Raw genomic sequence first — 22,296 nt, forward strand, 5'->3', positions numbered from 1 at the left:
ATATAATATGAGTAAATGTTAATCTTTAACAATTAACGAAAACAAAATGCTTCCAATCATACTTCTTTCTATACTAGGCCTTTTAGTTTTGTTTTTGGGTTTCCAAAAATCTAAAACTCTTTTATTACCTGCTACCCTTTTGGTATTGGTAGTAGTTTTGATAACCAACTTCCTCAACTGGAATGACGTGCCTTCGTTGTATTTTAAAGGTATGCTTTACGAAAACAAACTCACGATGGCTTTTTCGGGCATTGTGATTTTATCGGCGTTTTTGATTGTGGCCTTGACGCGTGGATTTGTAGATGACGAAAGTGCCCAACCTGCCGAATACTATGCTTTAATGCTGTTTTCGTTGGTGGGAGCAATCATGATGATTGGTTTCGAGAACCTTATTATGTTGTTTGTAGGAGTGGAGATACTGTCAGTATCAATGTACGTATTGACAGGAAGTGACAAACGTAATTTGCGCTCCAATGAAGCTGCTCTCAAGTATTTTTTGATGGGAGCTTTTGCTACGGGTATTATGCTCTTTGGAATGGCTCTGCTTTATGGCGCTACTGGTTCTTTCAATGTGACTGCGATTAAGTCTTATGTACTTACTAATTCTACACCGTCGATTATCTTATACGCTGGTTTATTGATGTTGTTGATTGGAATGCTTTTCAAAGTATCAGCGGCACCTTTCCACTTCTGGACTCCTGATGTATACGATGGCGCTCCTACTATTTTTACGGCATTTATGTCAACAATCGTAAAAACAGCGGGATTTGCCGCGATTTATCGTTTGCTTGCTGGTTCGTTTTCGGGTATTTATACCTTTTGGTGGGCTACTTTGGCGGGGATTACCATCCTTACACTATTGGCTGGCAATGTCACTGCGGTATATCAGAAGAGCTTCAAACGCATGATGGCTTATTCGAGTATTTCACATGCAGGCTATCTGTTGCTTAGTGTGACGGCACTCACTAACCATTCCCAAAGTGCCATTGTATTTTATTCCCTAGCTTATTCGCTAGCTACTATTAGTGCTTTTGGCGTGCTGATGATTGTTGCTAAAGAAACAGGTGTACATTCCAACGAAAAATCCGAAAGCTTTGAGGCTTTCAATGGTTTAGGTAAGAAAAACCCACTTTTGGCATTTGTATTGACTGTATCTATGTTGTCTTTGGCGGGGATTCCTCTTACGGCTGGTTTTTGGGGAAAATTCTTCATCTTCTCCAGTGCCGTAGACCGAGGTTTGACGTGGATTCTGGTCATAGCGGTATTGATGTCGACAGTAGGTATTTATTATTATTTCAGAGCTATTATTGCTGCTTACATGCGTGAAGGGGAGCTAGCTGCCATTAAAATTTCTCCCTTTTATCGTCTGGTGCTGATTGCTACGACTGTTATCACGTTGATATGTGGCCTCTTGCCTGATTTTTTGAAGGGTTTAGTATAACATCTGATATTATAGTTATATCAACAAAAAGCGGAGGCAGTGATTAGCTTCCGCTTTTTGCGTTTCTTACTTTTTCGATGCCTTCTAAAAATCGGCTGTAGGAAAAAGGTTTGTGAAGCCAATCCACATACTGAAAAGGGACTTCTTTTAGCATTTCTTCAAACATCGCTGAGGTGATAATAATGTTTGAATGGTACTTAACAATAGGGACCAAAATTGGCGCCACTACAATCGGTACTGCTCTTACTTCCCAAAAAAGAATATCAGGATTTTGTTTTTCTAAAAACACGTGAACATCCTCTTGCGAACCGCAGGTCCAGGCCAATGCTAGACCCTCGGTTCGGCGGATAAAAAAATCCATTAGAGCAGCGGCGGGTGGTTCAAACTCAATCACCCCGCAAGACAAAATTGGCAAGGTCATTCAAGGTACAGCAGGTTGATTTCTTACCCAAATATTGCAACCGTATTTAGTGCCATTTGCAACAGGCAGCCCTGCGTGGGCAGATTGGAGCAATATCGACTGGTCGATACGATTCAAAAAATATAAGGCACGTCCTTTTTGAGGTTCTACTTTTAAATTAAGTTCAGGGAAAAATGTCTCGCCACCACTAAAATCATCATTTAGATATACCAATATGGTATGAATACGGTGATTGGAGGCTCCCGCATCAAAATGTGGCTTGAATTGCTGCCCTTTACTGTATTTGACACATTGAAGGTTTTCAATAAAATTGACTGGTACGTTTAGTAAATCGCTCACTTTTTCCAGTATCGCTTTAAAGTGCGGATTTTGGCGCTCTCTAATACCCGCCGAATAACTCGTACGGTCGGCAGAGACATAGCTTTCGTTGGCGTAGGCTTCTACTTCACTTCTTACAAATAGATTTTTTTCTTCGCAATATTGAATAATATAATCGCAGGTATCATCACTCAGAAAATGGTCGTAAGTGCGAATGTGATTTTGGAGATAATTTTTCCGTAGTAGACTTTCGGTGTCTTCTTCGGCGATGCCATGCGTTGAGTCTAAAGAATGAGGCACTGCTCGCAAAAGTGCTCCACTCCATTTGGTGGCAAATTGGTCAAGTGGCTCGATGGTCTCACCACCGTAGGGCGAAAAATAAGAGACGAATTCGTCGGAGACTGCGGTGATAATGATAAAATACTGGTCGTTTTCAAAACCCTTTAAAAAGGATAATAGCGGAAAGTCAAGCTGTTGTAGAGAAGCCAAGGAAACCTTGAACATCCTAGTAGAACAATTCCAGCGTTGTAATAAAAGATTGATGTCGTTTAAAGAAACAATGGGATAACGTGGTAGCTTTTGTACAGCTTCACGAATGAGTGCTTGGTTGGAATAAGGTGCTATTCTTTTTACAAATTCCTGAATAAGAAGTACATTGGGGCACTGTAGCGGAGTGATGACGGTCGTTTCCATATCAAAAAAATGGTTAAAGGTTAGCGAGTTCTGCTTTCTTCCTCGGCACTGCCGTTGGCGCGGTTTCTACGTTTGAAGGTCGATTTGCCAAACTTGTAAGTAAGACGCATACTAAAGTTTTGCACATTACGGGTCTGTAAAGTGTTGACATCTACGTTCAAAAACTGCCCATAAAAAGCTTCGCGGTAGGTATTGAAGAGGTCATTGAAATTGAGTTGGGCGGTGAGTTTGTTAGCCCAAAAACTTTTTTGAACTCCCAACGAAACCACCCCATAGCTTTTGACGCGATAAAACTGGTCGGCAGAAGGCCCTTGGTAGTAATAGCTCAGCTCGATAGTACAATTGTTTTTGAGGGAGAAATACTGCCCGCCTCCGTAGTAATAGGTCCAGATTCGGTTGTCGAATTGTCCCGTCAAAAAACTTGATGCTACCTGACGGTGCATGATGAGGAGGTTGTTTTGTAGAGACCAAAACTTTGTTATTTTGACTGGTAAAGACAAGTCGATATTAAATACATTTTGCGTATTGAGATTGACACGTGTGTAGCGAATGATCTTGGTGGCATCATCTTGAATGGGCATTTGTACGATGATGTCGGTATCATGCACATAGCTCAGACCTGCATTAAAGTTTTTGTAACTGTAGCTCAATTCGGCGGTGTTGCGCATGGTAGGCAACAAAAATGGATTGCCTTCGATATAGGTGAAAGGGTCGGTATAAAAAGTAAATGGATTGAGATCCGAAAACGAAGGTCGGGTGAGCTTGCGTGCATATCCTAAGCTGATATTTTGGTTGTCGTCGATTCGGTAACTGGCCTGAAAACTAGGGAGCCAACGTAAATAAGAGCGATCTACGACCGACGAAAGTGTAAGAGAATTGCCACGGGTTTGGGTATGTTCGAGGCGTAAACCTGCTTCAATCGTAAACTTTTTCCATTCTTTTCCCAAAATAACATAGGCGGCTGAAATCTGCTCGTTGTAGCGGAAACGATTGCTTTTGGAGGCATCATATCCCCAGCCACCTAGCGCAAGTGTATCATAGCGGAGGGCATCATCACTATTGACCCAACTCAGTTTAGTACCCGCTGCCAACTGAAGTGTTTTGGACAAGGGATGGGTATAATCAGCACGAATCGAACGAATACTCAATTCCGAAGTGCCATCGCCCATCAGACGAGAAGTGGATATCACATTGGAGTTATCGTTGTTGAGAAAACGGTTTTGAATGTCCTGATTTTCGGTGCGTGAGTATTTGCCATAATCCAAATCAACCGTTAATTGGTTGTTTTTAGGGCTGAGCGTACCTCGATAATTGAGGTTGACAGAGCGGGTAGGCCCTTTGATGGTATTTTGATTGAGGGTTTGGATGTTTTGTCGCGCAGTGATGATGTTTTGGGCATACGTATCAAGATGGGTCAAGTTGTCACTCAAATCGGTACGATTTCTAAATACCCCTTTTGCAATGATTCCGATGGTATTTTTGGAGTTGATTTGATAATCCGCTCCTACGCGATAAGTGACAGGCTTTGAATCATAGTGAATGAAAGCATTGGGCGTCATAAGGGTATAGTTATTTCCTTGCCCGATGCGTCGAAAACCAGACATGTTCAAAAAATCATTGTCGTTTCGGTGGCTCATTACGCCAAAATAAGTCCATTGGCGTGTTTTGTAAGTAGCACTTATGCCTGCTTCATACCCACTAAAATGCCGATTTTGGTTGAAGCCCCCGTAAGCTACGCCAGTCCAACCGAGGTTTTTGTCACGTTTGAGTTTGATATTGATAACTGCCCTTATTTCACCTTCAAATCGGGCACTGGCGTTGGAGACGATTTCTACTTTTTCGATGTCAGAGGCCGGTATATTCCTTAGTTCTTCGGCCGTAAGTGGCTGAGGGCGTCCGTCGAGCATTACCAAAGGTGCGTACAAACCTTTGATGCTAATTCCTCCACTGGGGTCAACGATAAGGCTAGGAGAGCGTTTTAGGACATCGATAGCATTGGTAGATGTTTTGAAAACGGCGCTGTTGGCTACATTTACAATCAATTTTCCGTACTCGCGTTCGAGCAAGGGACGCTCGCCTTTTACCACTACCTCTTGTAAATTTCGAGCCTCAGATTCAAGAATGAATTCGCCTATTGACAAAGAAGAAGAACCATTTTTTACTTCCAAAATAGAAGAAACAAAAGCTTTGGAACCCATATTGGAGATCTTTACAAAATATTGACCTGCCCGAATCCCCACCAATTCGAATGTACCGGTAGTATCAGTAATAGCTCCTTTGATAAAACTAGAATCGGCGGCTAGTAGCATGACCGTCGCAAACTCAATAGCATGACGTTTGTCGTCAAAAACCTTTCCTGTCAAAGTTGTGCTTGACGAATCGGCAAGTACTTGTGCTTGGACCAATAACCGCCCCGCTAGTACTATAAAAACAAGAATGATTAGCTTTTTCATACCCATGTGAGAGTTGAATGATTAATAAAAAATCTAATAAGCTAGATGATTGACTTGAAAATGCGACTGAGAAGCCGTTCGTCGTCAAGCATAATTTCGGCAGTTCCTTGTAACAAAGGTTGGATGGGGAGTTTGTTGCCGGTATTGGTAACAAGGCCATTGCTAAGGGTGACGTTGGCACGGTAATGATTATCAAGCGAGACAGGTACTACCCCTGAGACATATCCTTCCAAAAAACCATACTGATTGTCGGGATAAGGATCGAGTTTGATAAGTACTCTTTGCCCTTTTTTCACTCGTCCAGCTCCTTTGATGGGGAGTTTGAGCTGTACTTCGTAAGACGTCACCGTCGGTACTACCAAAAGCATAAAAGCTTTGGGATTGTTTTCGACTCCTTTGATGAGATAGGTTTTTCCTGAAACCCGCGCCCGTACTGGCTTGGTAGTTTTGTGGGCGGCATCAATTTCAGACACCAAAGTGTCGCCTACTTTCACCTGCTGACTGTCTCCTACGTGAGTACGATAAGTGACGAGAGGGTCAGTGATGTACCAAATGATTTTTTGGGGCTGGTCTTTGGCATTGATGAGTGCTTGGGCGTTGAGGCTGTCAGGGTAGCGAATAGTGTGCGAGACGAGCACCAAAATGGCGATAACCCCTGCTAAGATCGTAATCCCCCATCTAATGATCCAATGAGGTACATGACCGATGATTTCTTGCAATTCGCCGCTGTGAAGCTCATAGCGATTATGAATATCTGACTGTGGCATAGTAATAGTGCATTTGGAGGCTGATTAGCTCTCAGCCAGTTCGAGTTGATTCTTCACCAGTTCAAAATAGGCACCTTTGCGGGCGGTGAGTTGGGCATGATTTCCCACTTCTTTGACCATACCATCTTCTAAGACTACGATTTGGTCGGCGTTTTTGACCGTACTTAAGCGGTGAGCGATTACTATTACAGTGCGACCTTTAAAGAAACGTTCGAGATTTTCCATAATAACCCGCTCGTTGTTGGCATCTAAGGCGCTGGTGGCTTCGTCAAAAAATAAGTAAGTGGGGTTTTTGTAAACCGCTCGTGCAATAAACAATCGTTGCCGTTGGCCCCCGCTAAGGCCTGCACCGGTATTACCTATTTTGGTAACAAACCCTAAGGGAAGCTTACGGATGTAGTCTTGAAGATTGGCGACCCTTACTGAGTCCCAAAGTCGGTCTTCATCGACGGTATTGCCATCGACCGCTATATTGCGAGCGATAGTATCCGAAAAAATATACCCATCCTGCATGACTGTACCGCAGCCTTTGCGCCATTCTTTGGCCGATAAGTCGAGTAAGTTGCAGTGATTGACGATGATTTCGCCTTCCGAAGGGGCATAAAACTTCAGTAGGAGCTTGAGAAGGGTGGTTTTCCCACTTCCACTCGTGCCCACAATAGCCGTCACTTTTCCCTCTGGAATGTGTAAATTGAGATTTTTGAGAACCAAAGAAGAGTGCGGCCCGCCATAGCGAAACGAAACATTGCGAAGCGTAATGCCACGGCGATGTGATACCGCCGCTAAGGTATCATCATCAAAATAGAGTGCCTCGGTAGATTCTGCCATAGGGGTTTCGTGCTGGAAAACTCTCCCCAAAAGCTTTTCTTCGTCGATTTCTTCATCGGGTTTATTATGGATTTCACCTAAACGGTCGAGGCTGATTTTTGCATCTTGCACACTTCTGATAAACTGCATGAGTTGGCTCAGAGGACCGTTCATTTGTCCGATGATGTACGAAATACTCAGCATCGCACCCAAGGTAATTTGGTTGTTGATGACAAGCATAGCCGCCAAATACGAAATCAAAATATTTTTGAGTTGAGTCACAAAAGAAGCCCCTACTTCTTGGTATTGTTCGAGGGCTAGGCTTTTGATATTGATTTTGAAAAGTTTGGCCTGAATTCGTTCCCATTCCCAGCGGCGTGCTTTTTCACAATTGTTGAGCTTGATTTCCTGCATACCCGTGATGAGCTCATAAATCGTGTTTTGGTTTTCGCGCATTCGCTGAAATCTTCTGTAATCCAAGTCTTTACGTTGACGTAAGAAAAACATAATCCAGCCAATCGAAATCAGACTCCCAATGGCAAAAACCGCCAAAAGTTGGGTACCATAAATGCCCAGAATGACGGAAAAAATCACCAAGTTGACAACCGAAAAAAGAGTATTGAGAGAGGCTCCGGTCAAAAAAGATTCGATGCGGTGATGGTCTTGGATACGCTGCGAGATGTCGCCAATGTTTTTGGATTCAAAAAAACTAATCGGCAACTTCATGAGCTTCATCAGAAAGTTGGAAATAATCGTGACGCTCACTCGCGTACTAATGTGAAGCAATATCCAGTTTCGGATGAGGTCGACAGATACATTGCCAATAAAGAGCAACAACTGCGAAAGCAGAATGAGATGGATAAAGGAGACATTGTGCCGATGAATCCCAAAGTCGATTAAACTTTGGGTTAAAAAAGGAAAAATAAGGCTTATGACACTTCCCAAACACATCCCTAAAAGCACTTGTGTGATATGTCGCTTGTAAGGATTGAGGTATTCAAATAAAAATTTAAAACCCGTCTTTCGTTCTTTCGTTTCCTCGCTGAGTTGATAAAACTCCGGGGTAGGCTCTAGGAGTAAGGCAATCCCGCGCCCGTCGTCGGCAGCCCCCCAGCATTTCATAAAAGTGGCTTTGTCGAGGTTGACCATACCGTGGCTAGGGTCAGCTACGAGGAGCCGTTCGGCTTGTTCTTGACGAAAAGGCAAAAACCGCCAAAAATCTCTTTTTACTTCATACAGTACTACAAAATGCTCTTGATTCCAATGCAATACACAGGGGAGAGGGGCGTCTTGAGTGAGTTGTTTGTAGGAGAGTTTGGCGCGGAGGGTTTTGAAACCAATTTTTTCGGCGGCTTCGCTAATACCCAACAAGCTCACTCCTTGGCGAGTGATGTAGGAATTGGCGCGAAGGTACTCCAACGAATAATCTTTGCCGTAGAAGGCCGCGGCCATCTTCAGACAAGTGGGCCCGCAATCCATCATATCGAGCTGACGGTAATATTTGTAGCGGTTTGCCATAGTATAAGTGCTTATGCGTAGTTAATGATGAATATTTGACTGCTAATCGTGTTGATTACCAGTGGCTTGCCACATACTTAGACAGAGGCCAATTCTTCGGAGGGAGAGAGTACATTTTTGAGAAAAAGTACACATGAGGCACGTTGGCGGGAGGATACTTTGAGTTTGTTGACGAATTGTTCGGCGATACTTTGCCAATGTGTGTCATAAAGCCCCCCTTGACTCAATTGTTTAGTAAGCTCGACAAGCAATGCCAATTTATAGATGTCAAAATGAGACGGCTGATGTTTGAAGAAAGCGACAGTGCGCTGTAAAATATCTTCTGATACTTGGGGTGCATAAAATGCCTCTTTGAGTTCAAACCATTCCAGCATGGCATGTTCATCGGCGGTAGCGGCTTCCCAAAAAGTAAGATTTTTGAAAGCTATCTCAAACAACTCACGTTCGGTAGACAGATAGTTTAAGAAAATGCTGATGGTTTCGCTACTCAGTTGTAGCAGCATGTCTGAGCGTAGTTGGACGGGGGCTTGGCGCAGGTATTTTTCTAACCATTGGTCGCCCAGGGTAGGTATATGTCCATACACCATAAAGCGCAATGCTTGCCCAATCACACCCGCAGCTTCTTCTAAGCGTTGTTGTGAAAAATACAGCCTTGCTAGATTGTGCAACTGCTGAATACGGTGGTATTCGAGGATATAAAAATCCTGTGCTGTAAGCAGAGCGTCGTTGTCGATTGCCGATAAAAGTAAGGTTTCGGCCTCAACATAGTTTTTTTGTTTGTAACGTAAATAAGCAATGGCTGGCAATGCCGAAACCTCTACCAAATAGGGAAAAAGCGATAAATCGGCAGGAGTATGGTGTCTGTAATGTTCTACTTCGTCAAATATACGTTGCGATACTTGAAACTGCCCATTGCGAGCTTCCGCTAGGCCTTTTTCGTACCTAGTCCAGAGGTAGCTTAAACTACGCCATTGGGTAGCGGCATAATTTTTGGATAACTCTGTGAGGGTATCGGCGTAGATATTATCGTGGATTAAGTCCCGCTTGGTAGAAGATGCCCCAGATTCTACGGCACTCAGCAACTCTTGCATCTCTTGTAAGAGGGTAGCATACACAAATCGGTTCATGGCTTGGGAGTTTATTGGTTTAGGAGTTCTACCAGTTTTTCTTTGCCTCGTTTTTGGAGAGCATAGTACAACTTGAGCTTTTCTTCGATATTGAATTTGTTGGTAGGGCAAGGAGCCATTCCTTCACGCCAAGATTTGGGGCAGCCACCACCGCATACAGGAAGCATTCGGCAGGTAGTGCAGGGATAATGTCCGCCTTCGGCTACTTCATCATGAAACGACAGCAACGGGCGGTGCTCGGAGATGGTTTCGAGGCCATTGCTCACATTTCCCAATACATAGGGGGTATTTTCATAAGCCGACACATAGGGTACTTCGGTACAGTCGAAGACATTACCAAAAGCATCAAATACCTCGGCATCGGGAGTGACGGATAGACATACCACTGGATTGAGACCGGGTAGTAAACGAGGATTGAAACCTAATCTGAACATTTCGAGAATCCAATCCATTTCTTGTTGGGCAAAAGCTTTCTTTTCAAGCGATAGTAAATGAGCATCGTTGCCCCAAGAGTGAATGGGAGCTACGTAGAAATAGGAGATTTTGTCTTGTAGATTATGCTCAGCAAGGAGTTGTAGAAGTGGTTTTACACTCTCGTTGTTTCGTTCGTCTACATTGCACCGAATCGAAATCGAACAACCTAACTCTTTGAAATCAGGTCGGTTATATATTTTTAGAAGATTCTGAAAAATCAATTTGAAAGTAGAAAGTCCCTCTTTGGTGTGGCGGCGCGCGTCGTGGTATTCGGCGGTACCATCGAGGGTCACTTCCATGCTAGTAACACCGTATTTTTGGGCCAGTTCTAAGAAAACAGGTTCTTTTAAACTTAGTCCGTTTGTGACGACTTTGCTACTATAGCTACATCCATGCTTTGCCGCAATCGCCTGAATACGAGGCGTAAGAGCGCGAATTTGGGCATAAGCCATCAGAGGTTCACCCCCAAACCACGATATTTCTACGTGCTTGTATTTTTTCTTTTCAAATTTACTTTCGATACGAGTTAATATACGATCATAATTTTCGGACGATATATAATCTTTGGTATGATTTTGTCCACAATAGCCACAGCCCAATTGGCACATTGCCGTAGGTTGAATCACGTGGTAGAGGGTATTGCCATCAGCCACTGCGGCTTTGTTGCGACTAATGATGGTTTTGAGTTCATCATTATCGGCCGGAACGATGGCTTCTATTTGTAACATTTTCTCAAAAACCTGATCCTCAATTTCATCCCAAGCACCACGCATTAGCTTGTCGTAGAGGGAATTGGTGATGACCAAGGTACGAGCCGTACGAGTAGCAAAAAGCACTCGTTTGCGTTCTGTGACAGGTTCGGTCACGACGAGGTATTGTGATAGCTTGAAGTCCATTTTGATGCAGGAATGATTAATGGGTTTTACGAAAGACAGATAACAGTAATTTGTAAAATGAGATATAATCACTTATGGGAAACTACAGTATGAGGGTCACAGCTGCTGTTGCTTACCGTGCAGCTATCATTTTTGTTGTTGCCAGAGCAGCTGATATTTGTCTCAACGCCTCCGGCTAGTTCTTCGGCTTCTTGGGGAGTGATATCTTTCACCTGTTCAGACGTCTGAGACACTAGCTGGTCTATATTGCGCTTGGAGGGAGTATTCATGGCAGTTATTTTAATTTTGAAAATTGAGGTTTTGAAAAGCAGGCGGGTCGTTGGTAGTGGCCCGCCTGCAGCTGAGGTTTTATTCAGCCACTTCTGCTGCTTTAGGGCCACAGCCAGTATTGCTGATGGGGCATCCTTTGTTGTTGCCAGAGCCACAGGATACGTTGAGTTCGTGACCTCCTGCTAGTTCTTCGGCTTCTTCGGGTGAGATATCTTCAAAGCCTTCTCCTTGTGATGCGAGTTCGTCGAGTTTGAGTTTAGATGGATTTGCCATGAGAATTGAAAGTTTAGAGATGATTTTATAAATTAAAAAAAGGGAACCTCAGTGTTATAAGCTCTATCAAGTGAGGTCAATAGAAGCCGAAGAAGGAGGACAACTGTTGTTGCTTACGGGGCAACTGTTGTTTTTGTCGTTGCCAGTAGAAGGGCAGCCCGTATTTCGGTCAAAACCTCCTGCGAGTTCTTCTGCTTCATCTGGTGAGATGTCTTCAAAGCCTTCACCCTGAGATGCGAGTTCGTCAAGGCTAAATTTGGAAGGATTTTTCATGAACTTTTAAATTGGCTGAAAGTGATGGTTGATGGAATCTGTGGAGAACTATCGGCCGGGAAGGTTTTTCTTGCCAGCCGATAGGGCTTATCTCTAACTGACTTCTGCCGCAGCGGGGCCGCAGCTCGTATTACTTACTGGGCATCCTTTGTTGTTGCCAGAGCCGCAGGCTACATTTAGCTCATGTCCTCCGGCGAGTTCTTCAGCTTCTTCAGGGGTTAGTTCAGCAAATCCTTCTTCTGGATTCTCAGTTCCGTCAAGTTTGTTAAGGATGTCTCCTAGCGATTTCGTTGCCATGATTGAAAGTGGTTTAGAGAAATGAAATAAATGATTCAGGAGGCTTATCGGGGCGCCTTTCGATTCAACTCCCTGTCGTTTTGACATTCGAAAATTGGCAGATTAGGCGCGGAACAGAAAAAAAATTAGACGGAGTTTAGCAGATACTCGACGAATTTGAGCCTTCTCAAGAAGCTTTTTTTGTACACTCGACGAATGAAACTTGAGGAGTTTAGGGTTTTAGGCCTCGTAGTGAAGCTGAAGCAATGCCTCTTGATAAGAAAGTGGTGCCAATTGAGCCTTCTCCACAAAAGATACTGGTAAGCGTTGGAGTAGTTTGTTTTGGATGTGGGTAATGAGTTTTAACAAATCCCGGCAGTAGACCGAGGGATTATTGAATCCATTGCTTGGATGATAGCGATGTACAATAAATCCTCCCCCGCAGACCTCCTTGATAGGGCATCGCCGACAGGCTGAAGGGAGCTCTTGATGGCTCTGGGCGCATAGCTGAATCAAAGGTGCTTCTAAGGCTTCTTCCAACGAATGTGTGGTTACATTGTAGCCTTCTTTCGTAATGCCATGTGCGCATACCTTGAGCGAGTCTTGGGCTTCGATACTGCCGTCGGTATCAATAATTAAAAACAAATGAGCATCCCTGCCTACTTCATCGGCACTGGAAGCTAATCCGAGGATGAGTTGGATAATGTGTTGGAAATAAGGGATGTAAGGTCTTTGCTGAGAGGGAAGTTGCCACCAATCGTCAAAGACTGCCAAAAGCCAGTCGGCAAGGGGCGTAGCAGGGTGGGCATTACGCCACGGATAGGAAGTGTGGGTATAGTCGGGAAAGAGAAAATTGAGGAAACGAACTTGGAGCGATAAAAAATGTCGGAATACTTCTAAAGGGTTGGTAGTGGGGTCAATTACGCACAAAACTCCTGGATGAAAAGGAAGGGCGGGGTGATTTTGGGCGAGCTTTAGCCCACGTATGGTGTCATGATAGGAGCCTTGGCCCGCAAAATCCACCCGATAAGAGTCGTGTAGGTGTGGAGGCCCGTCTAGGCTGAATCCAAGTCGAAACCCCCAATCTCCTAGCTGCTGACACCAATCGGCCGTAAGTAAGGTGCCGTTGGTTTGTAACGAAAAAACCGCCTGCGTATAAGATGGTAACAGACGAAATGCTTGCCTTACAAATTTTTCATAAAAGGATGATGGGAGTAGCAAGGGCTCTCCTCCGTGAAATATAAATCGAAAATGCCTAAGGCGGTGCCGCCGACAATAGTGTGCCACTCTTTTCAGAATAGCCTCTACTGTCTCATCGCTCATGCGCTTGGGCTGCGCTTTGTAAGTAGTGTCTCCTTTGTTATAAACATAGCAGTAAGTGCAGTTGAGGTTGCACCTACTCGTAACTTTGAGTACGAGGCCTTTGATATGAGCGCTTCGGCGACGGCTCATTGGTCATTGGTCGGAAATGATTCGGTTTTGGCCTGATTGCTAAGGCCGTCTTTAATCCAACCTACATTTTGACCGTCAAAATCTTTTTGGGCACCTCCCGTAATGATATCTAAGTTGTCTTCTTCTAGATTTTTGAGTTCATCTAAGAGTTTTTTATTGGCTTTTTTGGAAGCAGGAAGCGAAAACCACTTTTTCATGACTTATCTAAGGTTAAGTTTAAAAATTGATTAACAAAAAAGGTGCTGTCGTTTTGGGGTCTTTGTCTCTGTCAAATTGCGAAGTGGGCGTAAAATCTTTGTCGCCTCCTCTTACTTGTAAAGACTCTTCCTCTGAGAGGAGTTCGATAAGGTTGTTGGTGGATTGCATCGCTAAGTCTAAGTCACTAGCTGTTGCTACAAAAAAATTCAGTGTCTTTTTCATAGATAAGGAAATAGGTTAATGACATATGATATACCACGCCAAACGGATTGTGGTAGCAAGGATACAGTCTAATAAAAAAGCAAAAAAAAAATTTAGACGAATTTTGGGTTCTACTCGACGAATGTAAGCCTACTCCAGAAGTTTGGATTTTCGTTGGCGTGCGCTTTCGGAGCTATAAAACCTCAGAAGAAAGTGATAAACGATAAGTTCGTGCGTACGAGGCGCATTGGCAAAGAGCCGATTAAGTGAAAGATGAATATAACTGGCAATGACCTCAAAAGCTTGCTTGGATACAGGCAAATAAGATTCTATTAAAGCCCTTACTTTTTCTGAGCGTTGAAGAAGGACAGACACCTCTGCTAGATTGGTCTTTAAGAGTGCTTCTTCAATCAAAGAAAACTCTCGGCGGTATTTGTCGTTGAGTTGTGTTTTGAGATTGGGAGCGTGTTCACTCAAAAAACGACTTTGAAGTAAGGCGAGAATTTCTACTTTTTGATTCAAATCCAACCCAAAATCATCTAACCAATAACTTACGTTGCTTAATGCAAAATACCCTTTCTGATTGTCGTCGGGAGTATGACTGAGATAAGCTAAGATGGCCTCACTATCAGCCGTAAAAATCTCCTCACTGATTTTTATGGGAAATAAATGATAACGTTCGATTTCGCGCTGATAAGTGTCAATTTGTACTTTGTAGATCGTACCCGCATCAAGATAAGTACGCAAAGCAAGATTGAGTAATGAGAGAACAGCCGAATCGCTAGAGTGATGCCTAAAACGCAAACGCAAATGAGAATGAGGGTCGGCAAAGCGTACAAAAAACCATTCTTGGATACAATCCTGGGATTTTAAGGATAAGGTTAAGGTAGGAAGCGCGTGAATGAGGAAATGTTCAATCGTAGATTCTCCTGCGTACAATTTCAAAGAGAGCCATTCTTCGCCCGGAAAAAAAACTTGTTTTGTGCATACAGAATGAGAAAATGGTGGCAGAGGTGGGATGACTTCTGCCGCTGGGTTCCAACCCGGAATAATCATCTCATTGGTATATCTCTTTTGGTGTGGGCCTTGCACCCAGCATTGGTCGGGCGATTGTAGCCATTCACTAAGGCTGATTTTTTTGCGGGCTTGTAGAGTGGTAATTAGTATTTCTTGGCAAAAAGGCTTTGAAAGATCCAATAGTAGTTCATTGTCACCTTCCGAAATGCTGACTTTATCGGGAAACAAAGGATACTGTCGAAACCATTCTTCGATGTGCGCAAAAGTCAAGGGTGTTTTGAAATACTCCACCGAAAGATGCCAAGTGGCTCGGCTCAAAATGACTTGCTTATAGCGTACGCGAGGCAAAAAGGGAAGAGACTCTAACTCGCCCCATTGCCAGTAAATTCTCAACCGCCCGTACTGACCCTGTAAGTCGCACAAAAACCGATATACTCCTAAGCCGTTGCGGTAGTTGTGTGCGGTAGATAGGCGAGGAATAATTTCCTTTTGCAGACGTTTGGAACGGACTATGATTCGGTGATTGGAAGTAACCGAAATCATCAAATCATCCAATGAAATAGTATGGTCATCATCTACGCTACTTTGCCCTACATAAGGGATTTCGTAGGCTCTAAGTTGGGGGCGAGTAATTACATTGGAGAGACGGCCTTCGGGCGAATGTACCACCTCCGCAAAAATAACATGGGGATGTTGGTTTTCCTCTTGCTGAATACACCCACGAACAAGTTTAGTAAGATGGGCATCACCGTTACAAAATCTTCCAAGTAGATTGACCGCCGAAGGCCCTTCCACCCCATTGAGACAAAAGCTAAAATCGCCCGCTTCTAAGGCCTTGATAGATGGGCTAAGAAGACTCCCAAAAACAAAAAAATTGCTAGGCAAAGGAGATGGGCTTGAGGTGGATAGCTTGGCTAAGTCGCTTGCTTGTAGCTCTATTTCGGCCTTGTTTTGTTTTATACACTGAGACCAAAGCTGTAACTTATGCGCATCGGTAATACCCCAAGAAGAATTACTTTGTAGATTTGACGAAAAATCTAAATCTTCGAGCCAGCCCGAAAAAGCGGAGTTTTGACCATAGCCAATACCAAAGTCATCGTCCAAAGCTTGCAAAAAAGCCACTTCGCGGTCTTCGTATCTTTCTCTAAATCGTTTACAAAAATCTTCTAGTGCTTTGGGTAAAGTGGCTTTATTGAGTGCTTCAAGCTCTTGAATCTGGTGAATGAGTGGTTTGACAAAGGTTCCTTTTAAGGGAAGTGCGTTGTTGCCAAAACGCAAATTGATATGAAGCAGGTTACCTTGGGCTAGAGAAGACTCAATAGAAGCCAAGTGCGCCATGATTTGTTCGCGCCTTACAAATTCGTTGGGCGCAAATTCGAGGTCATGAATGATTGCTTTCAAGGTCTTAACTAGAGGAGAATCAGCACCTTCAAGCGTCGAAATTTTTTGATAAAGCCGCCATAAATGTGGCATACCCGTCACCGTGGGTTCTATTTCCGAAACGAGTAGTTGCTGTTCTATCAACAACTCAATAAAACCTAAAGCGTCTTCCTCCGTGATTTCTTCATTGATTAGTACACCTCCAAGTTCTTGGATAGTAGCCCCAGTTTTTGCTTTTTGGAGTACCGTCTGCAATTCGTCCGAGAGCGATACTTCACTCACAAAAAAACTTTGATTCCCTTCTTCGACTTTACTTTCTGTATATCTCAAATGGCTGTCGATAGCGTAGAGGGTGTTGTTAGGGAAAAAAAGAAGGTTATCATAAATCTTAGGCTCTGCTAGTAAAGCCTTGGTAAGCTGAGCCAGAGATTCGCCGTCTAGCTGTGCCACCCTTGTGGCTTGCTGATTCTCAAAATTTAAGCCAGAGTACTCGCCCCACAGCCCTACAGTATAGCCTGCAAAAAGCCCAAAAGGTGTACACCGACTGGCCATCCGCTGGATATACTTCCAAAAAGATTGTTGGGTTTTGAGAGGAAGGTTTTGTTGTTGAAAACACTCTTCAAGGTGTTTGTAAAAAGACGGTGAAGCCAAGAGAAGAGCTTCTTTAACAAGCGGAATCGCCCAATAATGATTAAAAAAATCAGGGGAAATATCGGTATCCCAAATATCGTCCAATGAAAGAGATGGCAATCGGGTTACATAAAATGGGAATAATTGCCATCTCTTCATACCTGCTTTGGTTCTTGATTTTTGTTTTACCAGTGGGTTACAATGATAGTAGTACCGGTAGCTGATAGATTTTCTTGGCTGCCCTTCGCGCCTTTTTTGTGGTTGTTGAGTTTAGTAATTGTTCTTTTCTCAAATTTGATTTTAGAAGTGTTGAAAGTTTTCATAGTTTAATAAAATGGTTAAATGATGGAATGGAACATAAGCGCAACAAAACAATTGTTATTCTGAAATATCTGCTAATTATTTAGACTAATGTGGGGCGTTTTTAGACTAATATTGAGCTCTACTCGACTAACTTCCGATTTGCTTCGACCAATTTTGCCCTATCTTTTAGTGAGAGAGCCGTTCACAAATTCTTGGACTATTTCGCGATAACTCACTCCAATCGGAATCTCTTTCGAAATAGTAGTCTCTAATGTATTTCCTTGGATTACTTTGATGCAACTTTTGTTGACGAGGTAGGAGCGATGTACCCGCAAAAACAAATCTGAAGGCAACATTTCTTCAATTTTATTCATGCTTAGGTAGGTTACGATGGGTTTGTCGTTGAGGTATACCTTTACATAATCTTTCATTCCTTCTACAAAAAGAATATCTTCCACCTGAATATGTAGCAACTTCCGTCCTTCTTTGATCCAGATAAAAGCCTTCTCTTTTGACCCTTCGTTGGTCTCAACGGGAGGGACGGATGCAGGTGTTGCTTCGGTTGATTTGGGTGTTTTATTTTTATCAAATCGTTCGCGGGCTTTATTAACTGCTTTTAAGAATCGTTCGAAAGGAACTGGCTTGAGCAGATAATCGGTCACATCATATTCAAAACCTTCCAAAGCATAATCCCGATACGCCGTAGTTACGATTACTTGTGGACTGTTGCGAGCAAAACTTTTAAGGAGGTCAATACCCGACATTTCGGGCATGTTAATGTCCAAAAAAATCAAATCAGGGCTGTGTTGATGAATTGCGTTCAAAGCCATGTAAGCGTCGTTACACTTTTGCAGTAAGTTTAAAAAAGGCAACCGACTAATAAAGTTTTCTAATACTTGTTGAGCGGGAGGTTCGTCGTCAACAATGATACAATTAAGCGTGTTTTCCATATAGCTGTAGTTGTAATTCTACTGAAAAAGTGTCTTTTTCATCTTTTATAGTAAATGAATGGGCTGAGGGATAAAGCAGCTGAAGTCTTCTTTTGAGATTGTTGAGGCCTACACCTTTGGGTTGTTTTGCATAAAACGGAACAAGAGGTTTTGAGTTTTTAACAGTAAATATTAAAAGTCCATCTGGAGAAATATGGAGTTGGCTTTGTACCCAAGCAGGCTTGGTGGTACAATGAATACCGTGTTTAAAGGCATTTTCGAGCAATGTCACCAGTAGCAACGGTGGAATCCTGAAAGAATGAGCATTGGTTTTATCATAACTAAAAGCCAAAGTGGCATTCTCGCGTTGACGCATGGCCTCAATACTCATAAAGTCTTCCAAAAAACTCATTTCTCTTGTGAGCGCGATGGTTTCTTGACTAGAATCATAAATCGAATACTGTAACAACTCTGAGAGCTTAAGCAGCGACATGGCTGTTTCTTCATCTTTTTCGATAGCAGTGGCATAGATGCTATTGAGGGCATTGAATATAAAATGGGGATGAATCTGCGACCGCAAGAAGTCCAACTCAAGTTGTATATTGTCGCGTTCTAGCCTCAAGATGCGCGTACGCGCTATCACAAAATCTTTGACAGTTTTTAAAAAAAGTGGAATCGTCCAGTTGGAAATCGTAAAGCTTAAAGTGTACACAAACACATTGACACTAAAAGCTCCCCACCAGAAATTGGACCCATACATATCAAAAACACGTTTGAACTTGAGCGGTAACTCAAAAAAACGTGCTGTCAACATCCCTACTCCGTAGCTTCCCCAAGCATTGAATAAATAAATACCTATAAGATGAAGGACAAAAAAGTGCCATTGGTTGTTGTAAATAGTAGGCAATATAAAACTCACAAACCAATAATAACTACCAATAATAATGCCCAGATAACCTACCCACATTACTACCGCTCCCCACAATGATTGCCCTAAGTTGGCGATCCCCCATATGATTTCGAACCATACTACTGGCGAAATCAATAGCCAGAAAAAGAAATGTAGCCCCACCCGAAACCAGCTATTGGAGGACTCATTATTAAACCAAGAATTAAATTTTTGACTAAAAGTAGCCACTCTATTGCCCAAAGAGAATGTTGACGATTTAGTTTGTTTTAGGTCGAAAATGCCGCCGTATAAGCTAAAAAAGTGCCTTAAAAGCAAACATTTTCTTTCTCATAGTCATGATTTTGAAGCAGGGCAAGTGTAAATTTAAAGGAATAACTGATTGGTGGAAACTTAAAATAGGAATTTTTCAAGAAACTATACTATTTTTAAGTATTTTTTAATATTTTTTTAAGAAAACCATTGTAAATATTAAAAAAGCCTTTACCTTTGTAGAGGAAACCTTAAAACATCACAAAAAATGAAAAAAGCATTCGCATTCTTGTTCGTAGCTGGTATGGTAACTTTAGCTGCTTGTGGCGGTAAAACTGAAGAAGCTGCTACTACTGATACTACTACTGTAACTGTTGATACTACAGCTTCAGTTGATACTACTGCTGTTGATACTACTGCTGCTGATACTTCAGCTGCTCAATAATCATACGCAAAGAGTACAACAAAAGAAAAGCCCCGCGAACTATCGCGGGGCTTTTCATGTTTTTAGGTCATTATGAAACCCCTTGCTGACAAAATAAGACTTCTACGCCTTGAGCGCGGCTTTTCGCAAGAAAACATGGCTGATTCATTAGGAATCTCCACCACGTCTTATGGTGATATAGAGCGTGGCAAGACGGATATTACTCTGTCGAGATTGATGCAGATTGCAGAAATCTATGGTATTACCCTTCTTACCTTGCTTGGTGAGGCACCTAGCCTAGAGTTGGAAATCCAGCATCTCGAATTAGAAAAATTGAAAATAGAGAACGAAAAGCTACGCCTCGAAAATCAGTATCTGCGCGAAAAACTTGCCACCAGAATCATCGTGGACTTGATTCAAGACAAAGACCAAACTTCTCAAGAGCGACGCCGCATCGGTTTTTGAAAAACTAGGTACTCTTTTAGGCTAAACATCTGTAGATTTAAAGCATTGAGTCTCTTTGAGAAAGTTGATAAATAATACATAAATTGCATGCCCCTACGTTTGTTCACGTTGGGGTATTTTTTTAGGTTTAGGGTCTAAAATTAAATCATACCTATGATGAAGCTTGCCGCTATAAAAGGAAGAAATCGAGTGATTATCGAGCGCGTAACCCCCGAATTAGACGGAGGGCGTTTTTTTATTAAATCTGTACCTCAAGAAACCATCCCCGTCAAAGCCGACATTTTTTGCGATGGTCATGATAAAACAGCTGCTCGACTTCTTTACAAACATCAATCCGAAAATAAATGGAGTGAGGTACCGATGCGCCTCATCAATAATGACCGCTGGCAGGCGGAGTTTATTGCCCAAAAAGAAGGCTTTTATCATTATACTATCGAAGCTTGGGTAGATCATTTGGCGTCTTGGGAGCATGAGATTACGCTCAAAATTAGGGATGCCCAGCATGTAAGTAGTGAACTGCTCGTAGGGGCTAATTTGCTTGAGAAGGCCGCCGCTCACGCACCCCAAGAAGATAAAAAGGCAATTTTAGAAGTAGTAAAGATATTTCGGGATGAAAGCCGCTACGATGATGCCGTTGTCAATGCTATCAGCGAGCGATTGGTAAAATGGATTGATTTGTATCCCATTCGCGAAAATGTGAGCCGCTATCATGAGCTCAAGCTTTGGGTAGACCGCCCCAAAGCTGGTTTTTCTACTTGGTATTCTATGTTTCCTCGCTCTGCATCCAAAGAACCCGGTCAGCATGGTACTTTTCGAGATGTGATAGATTTACTACCCCGTATTCAACGTATGGGTTTTGATGTGCTTTATTTGACTCCTATTCACCCTATTGGAAATCAGTTTCGAAAAGGAAAAAACAACAACGTGCTATGTCAGCCCGGAGAGCCGGGGGTGCCTTATGGGATTGGTTCTGAATTGGGAGGGCATGATGCTATTCATCCTGAATTGGGTACCTTAGAGGATTTTAAGGCGTTGATTGAAGCTTGTAAAGCTCATGGTATGGAAATTGCGATGGATTTGGCCCTACAGTGTTCGCCCGACCACCCCTGGGCTAAAGAGCATCCTGAATGGTTCAAAATTCGGCCTGATGGCACTATTCAATATGCCGAAAATCCCCCCAAAAAATACCAAGATATTTATCCTATTAATTTTGAAACCGAAGCTTGGCAGAGCTTGTGGGAAGAACTTAAACGCATCATTTTCCTGTGGGCCGAGTGGGGTGTGCGCATCATTCGGGTAGACAATCCTCACACCAAAGCCTTTGCGTTTTGGGAGTGGGTCATTGCCGAAACCAAGCAAACGTATCCAGATATGTTGTTTTTGGCCGAGGCTTTTACGCGACCCAAAGTCATGCAGCAGCTTGCCAAAGGAGGATATAGCCAATCTTATACTTATTTTACTTGGCGCAATACCAAAGCGGAGCTGACAGAGTACATGACGGAGCTGACGCAGGAAGAAATGCGCTATTATTTTAGACCTAATTTTTGGCCTAATACCCACGACATCAATCCACCATTTCTCCAAACAGGACATGAGCCTAACTTCTTGATTCGCTACTTTTTAGCCGCTACGCTGTCTTCTAATTATGGTATCTTTGGACCAACGTTTGAATACATGGTGCACGAAGCATTTCCGGGAAAAGAAGAATATTGGAACTCCGAAAAATATGAAATCAAACATTGGGATTGGGAGCAAACCAATAAACTTACTTACGTAATTACGCAAGTGAATCGCGCCCGAAAAGAGAATGTGGCATTGCAGCATACCAACAATATCACTTTTTGTGAGGTTTATGATGAGCAGCTTATGGCTTACCTCAAGATTCAGGGCGACAATCAAATCCTGTGCGTCGTGAATTTAGATGGATACAATCGCCGGGGTCACATGATTAAGATTCCTATCCAAAAAATAGATAAAGCAGGTTGGGAAGAATACATCGTACATGATTTGCTGACAGACTCCAAATATGTATGGAAAGGCGAACTCAACTATGTCGAATTGGACCCCTATTTCTTACCTTTTCATTTGTTTAGAATTGAAGAAGTGGTATCAAAGGAGGTTGGCGTTTAGC

General features: G+C 42.8%; 22 protein-coding genes. 4 read left to right on the plus strand and 18 right to left on the minus strand.

The features are described 5' to 3' along the window. Window positions 1-46: 46 nt before the first annotated feature. Complete coding sequence (locus G563_RS0124060; RefSeq protein ID WP_028667584.1) at window positions 47-1,441, plus strand: NADH-quinone oxidoreductase subunit N; 1,395 nt, start codon at window positions 47-49, stop codon at window positions 1,439-1,441. Window positions 1,442-1,484: 43 nt separating this feature from the next. Here the strand turns inward: G563_RS0124060 and G563_RS0124065 are convergent, their stop codons facing one another. The 18 genes from G563_RS0124065 to G563_RS0124150 all read right to left on the minus strand — a co-directional run bounded on the left by G563_RS0124065 (window position 1,485) and on the right by G563_RS0124150 (window position 19,267). Further along, window positions 1,485-1,862, minus strand: a complete 378-nt coding sequence (locus G563_RS0124065; RefSeq protein WP_028667585.1) for a response regulator — start codon at window positions 1,860-1,862, stop codon at window positions 1,485-1,487. Then, a complete protein-coding gene (locus G563_RS37230) occupies window positions 1,863-2,873 on the minus strand; it encodes a 2OG-Fe(II) oxygenase (protein WP_051211165.1) in 1,011 nt (336 codons plus the stop codon). 20 nt (window positions 2,874-2,893) lie between these two features. Next, window positions 2,894-5,326, minus strand: coding sequence for an outer membrane beta-barrel family protein (locus G563_RS0124075; protein WP_169579804.1), 2,433 nt, complete (start codon window positions 5,324-5,326; stop codon window positions 2,894-2,896). Window positions 5,327-5,367: 41 nt separating this feature from the next. Further along, window positions 5,368-6,093, minus strand: coding sequence for an HlyD family secretion protein (locus G563_RS0124080; RefSeq protein ID WP_028667587.1), 726 nt, complete (start codon window positions 6,091-6,093; stop codon window positions 5,368-5,370). A 24-nt stretch (window positions 6,094-6,117) separates the two neighbouring features. Next, window positions 6,118-8,418 carry a peptidase domain-containing ABC transporter gene (locus G563_RS0124085; protein WP_028667588.1) on the minus strand — a complete coding sequence of 767 codons (2,301 nt, stop codon included), beginning with the start codon at window positions 8,416-8,418 and terminating at the stop codon, window positions 6,118-6,120. A 77-nt stretch (window positions 8,419-8,495) separates the two neighbouring features. Next, entirely contained in the window at window positions 8,496-9,545 is a 1,050-nt protein-coding gene (locus tag G563_RS0124090) for a hypothetical protein (protein ID WP_157585577.1), read from the minus strand. 11 nt (window positions 9,546-9,556) lie between these two features. Continuing rightward, window positions 9,557-10,915: a radical SAM/SPASM domain-containing protein gene (locus G563_RS35710; RefSeq protein ID WP_051211166.1), complete on the minus strand. Its 1,359-nt coding sequence runs from the start codon at window positions 10,913-10,915 to the stop codon at window positions 9,557-9,559. 68 nt (window positions 10,916-10,983) lie between these two features. Continuing rightward, entirely contained in the window at window positions 10,984-11,184 is a 201-nt protein-coding gene (locus tag G563_RS0124100; protein ID WP_028667590.1) for a hypothetical protein, read from the minus strand. 79 nt (window positions 11,185-11,263) lie between these two features. Further along, window positions 11,264-11,458, minus strand: a complete 195-nt coding sequence (locus tag G563_RS0124105; protein ID WP_028667591.1) for a hypothetical protein — start codon at window positions 11,456-11,458, stop codon at window positions 11,264-11,266. Between the two features lie 66 nt (window positions 11,459-11,524). Further along, window positions 11,525-11,731, minus strand: coding sequence for a hypothetical protein (locus G563_RS0124110; RefSeq protein WP_028667592.1), 207 nt, complete (start codon window positions 11,729-11,731; stop codon window positions 11,525-11,527). A 93-nt stretch (window positions 11,732-11,824) separates the two neighbouring features. After that, window positions 11,825-12,028, minus strand: a complete 204-nt coding sequence (locus tag G563_RS0124115) for a hypothetical protein (protein WP_157585579.1) — start codon at window positions 12,026-12,028, stop codon at window positions 11,825-11,827. Between the two features lie 219 nt (window positions 12,029-12,247). Beyond that, the gene (locus tag G563_RS35715) at window positions 12,248-13,459 is read right to left on the minus strand and encodes a radical SAM protein (protein ID WP_051211167.1); all 1,212 of its coding nucleotides are present in this window, start codon (window positions 13,457-13,459) and stop codon (window positions 12,248-12,250) included. After that, window positions 13,456-13,656: a hypothetical protein gene (locus G563_RS0124125; RefSeq protein ID WP_028667594.1), complete on the minus strand. Its 201-nt coding sequence runs from the start codon at window positions 13,654-13,656 to the stop codon at window positions 13,456-13,458. The genes G563_RS35715 and G563_RS0124125 overlap by 4 nt, the downstream gene beginning before the upstream one ends. Window positions 13,657-13,675: 19 nt before the next feature. Next, window positions 13,676-13,879 (minus strand): hypothetical protein, encoded by a 204-nt coding sequence (locus tag G563_RS35720; RefSeq protein ID WP_037327995.1) that lies wholly within the window; start codon window positions 13,877-13,879, stop codon window positions 13,676-13,678. Between the two features lie 129 nt (window positions 13,880-14,008). Beyond that, complete coding sequence (locus tag G563_RS0124135) at window positions 14,009-17,044, minus strand: lantibiotic dehydratase (protein WP_084650964.1); 3,036 nt, start codon at window positions 17,042-17,044, stop codon at window positions 14,009-14,011. 26 nt (window positions 17,045-17,070) lie between these two features. Beyond that, window positions 17,071-17,208 carry a hypothetical protein gene (locus G563_RS38230; RefSeq protein WP_157585581.1) on the minus strand — a complete coding sequence of 46 codons (138 nt, stop codon included), beginning with the start codon at window positions 17,206-17,208 and terminating at the stop codon, window positions 17,071-17,073. 159 nt (window positions 17,209-17,367) lie between these two features. Continuing rightward, window positions 17,368-18,138 carry a LytR/AlgR family response regulator transcription factor gene (locus tag G563_RS0124145; RefSeq protein WP_028667596.1) on the minus strand — a complete coding sequence of 257 codons (771 nt, stop codon included), beginning with the start codon at window positions 18,136-18,138 and terminating at the stop codon, window positions 17,368-17,370. Continuing rightward, window positions 18,122-19,267 carry a sensor histidine kinase gene (locus G563_RS0124150; protein ID WP_028667597.1) on the minus strand — a complete coding sequence of 382 codons (1,146 nt, stop codon included), beginning with the start codon at window positions 19,265-19,267 and terminating at the stop codon, window positions 18,122-18,124. The genes G563_RS0124145 and G563_RS0124150 overlap by 17 nt, the downstream gene beginning before the upstream one ends. Before the next feature lie 277 nt (window positions 19,268-19,544). Between G563_RS0124150 and G563_RS38535 the strand changes: the two genes are divergently transcribed. The 3 genes from G563_RS38535 to G563_RS0124170 all read left to right on the plus strand — a co-directional run bounded on the left by G563_RS38535 (window position 19,545) and on the right by G563_RS0124170 (window position 22,295). Continuing rightward, a complete protein-coding gene (locus G563_RS38535) occupies window positions 19,545-19,721 on the plus strand; it encodes a hypothetical protein (protein WP_169579805.1) in 177 nt (58 codons plus the stop codon). A gap of 72 nt (window positions 19,722-19,793) precedes the next feature. Next, on the plus strand, window positions 19,794-20,165 hold the full coding sequence (locus G563_RS0124165) for a helix-turn-helix domain-containing protein (RefSeq protein WP_028667598.1): 372 nt from the start codon (window positions 19,794-19,796) through the stop codon (window positions 20,163-20,165). 153 nt (window positions 20,166-20,318) lie between these two features. Further along, complete coding sequence (locus G563_RS0124170) at window positions 20,319-22,295, plus strand: alpha-1,4-glucan--maltose-1-phosphate maltosyltransferase (protein WP_028667599.1); 1,977 nt, start codon at window positions 20,319-20,321, stop codon at window positions 22,293-22,295. Window position 22,296: the final 1 nt, after the last annotated feature.

The sequence above is a fragment of the Runella zeae DSM 19591 genome, assembly GCF_000423565.1.
GTDB classification, from domain to species: Bacteria; Bacteroidota; Bacteroidia; order Cytophagales; family Spirosomataceae; genus Runella; species Runella zeae.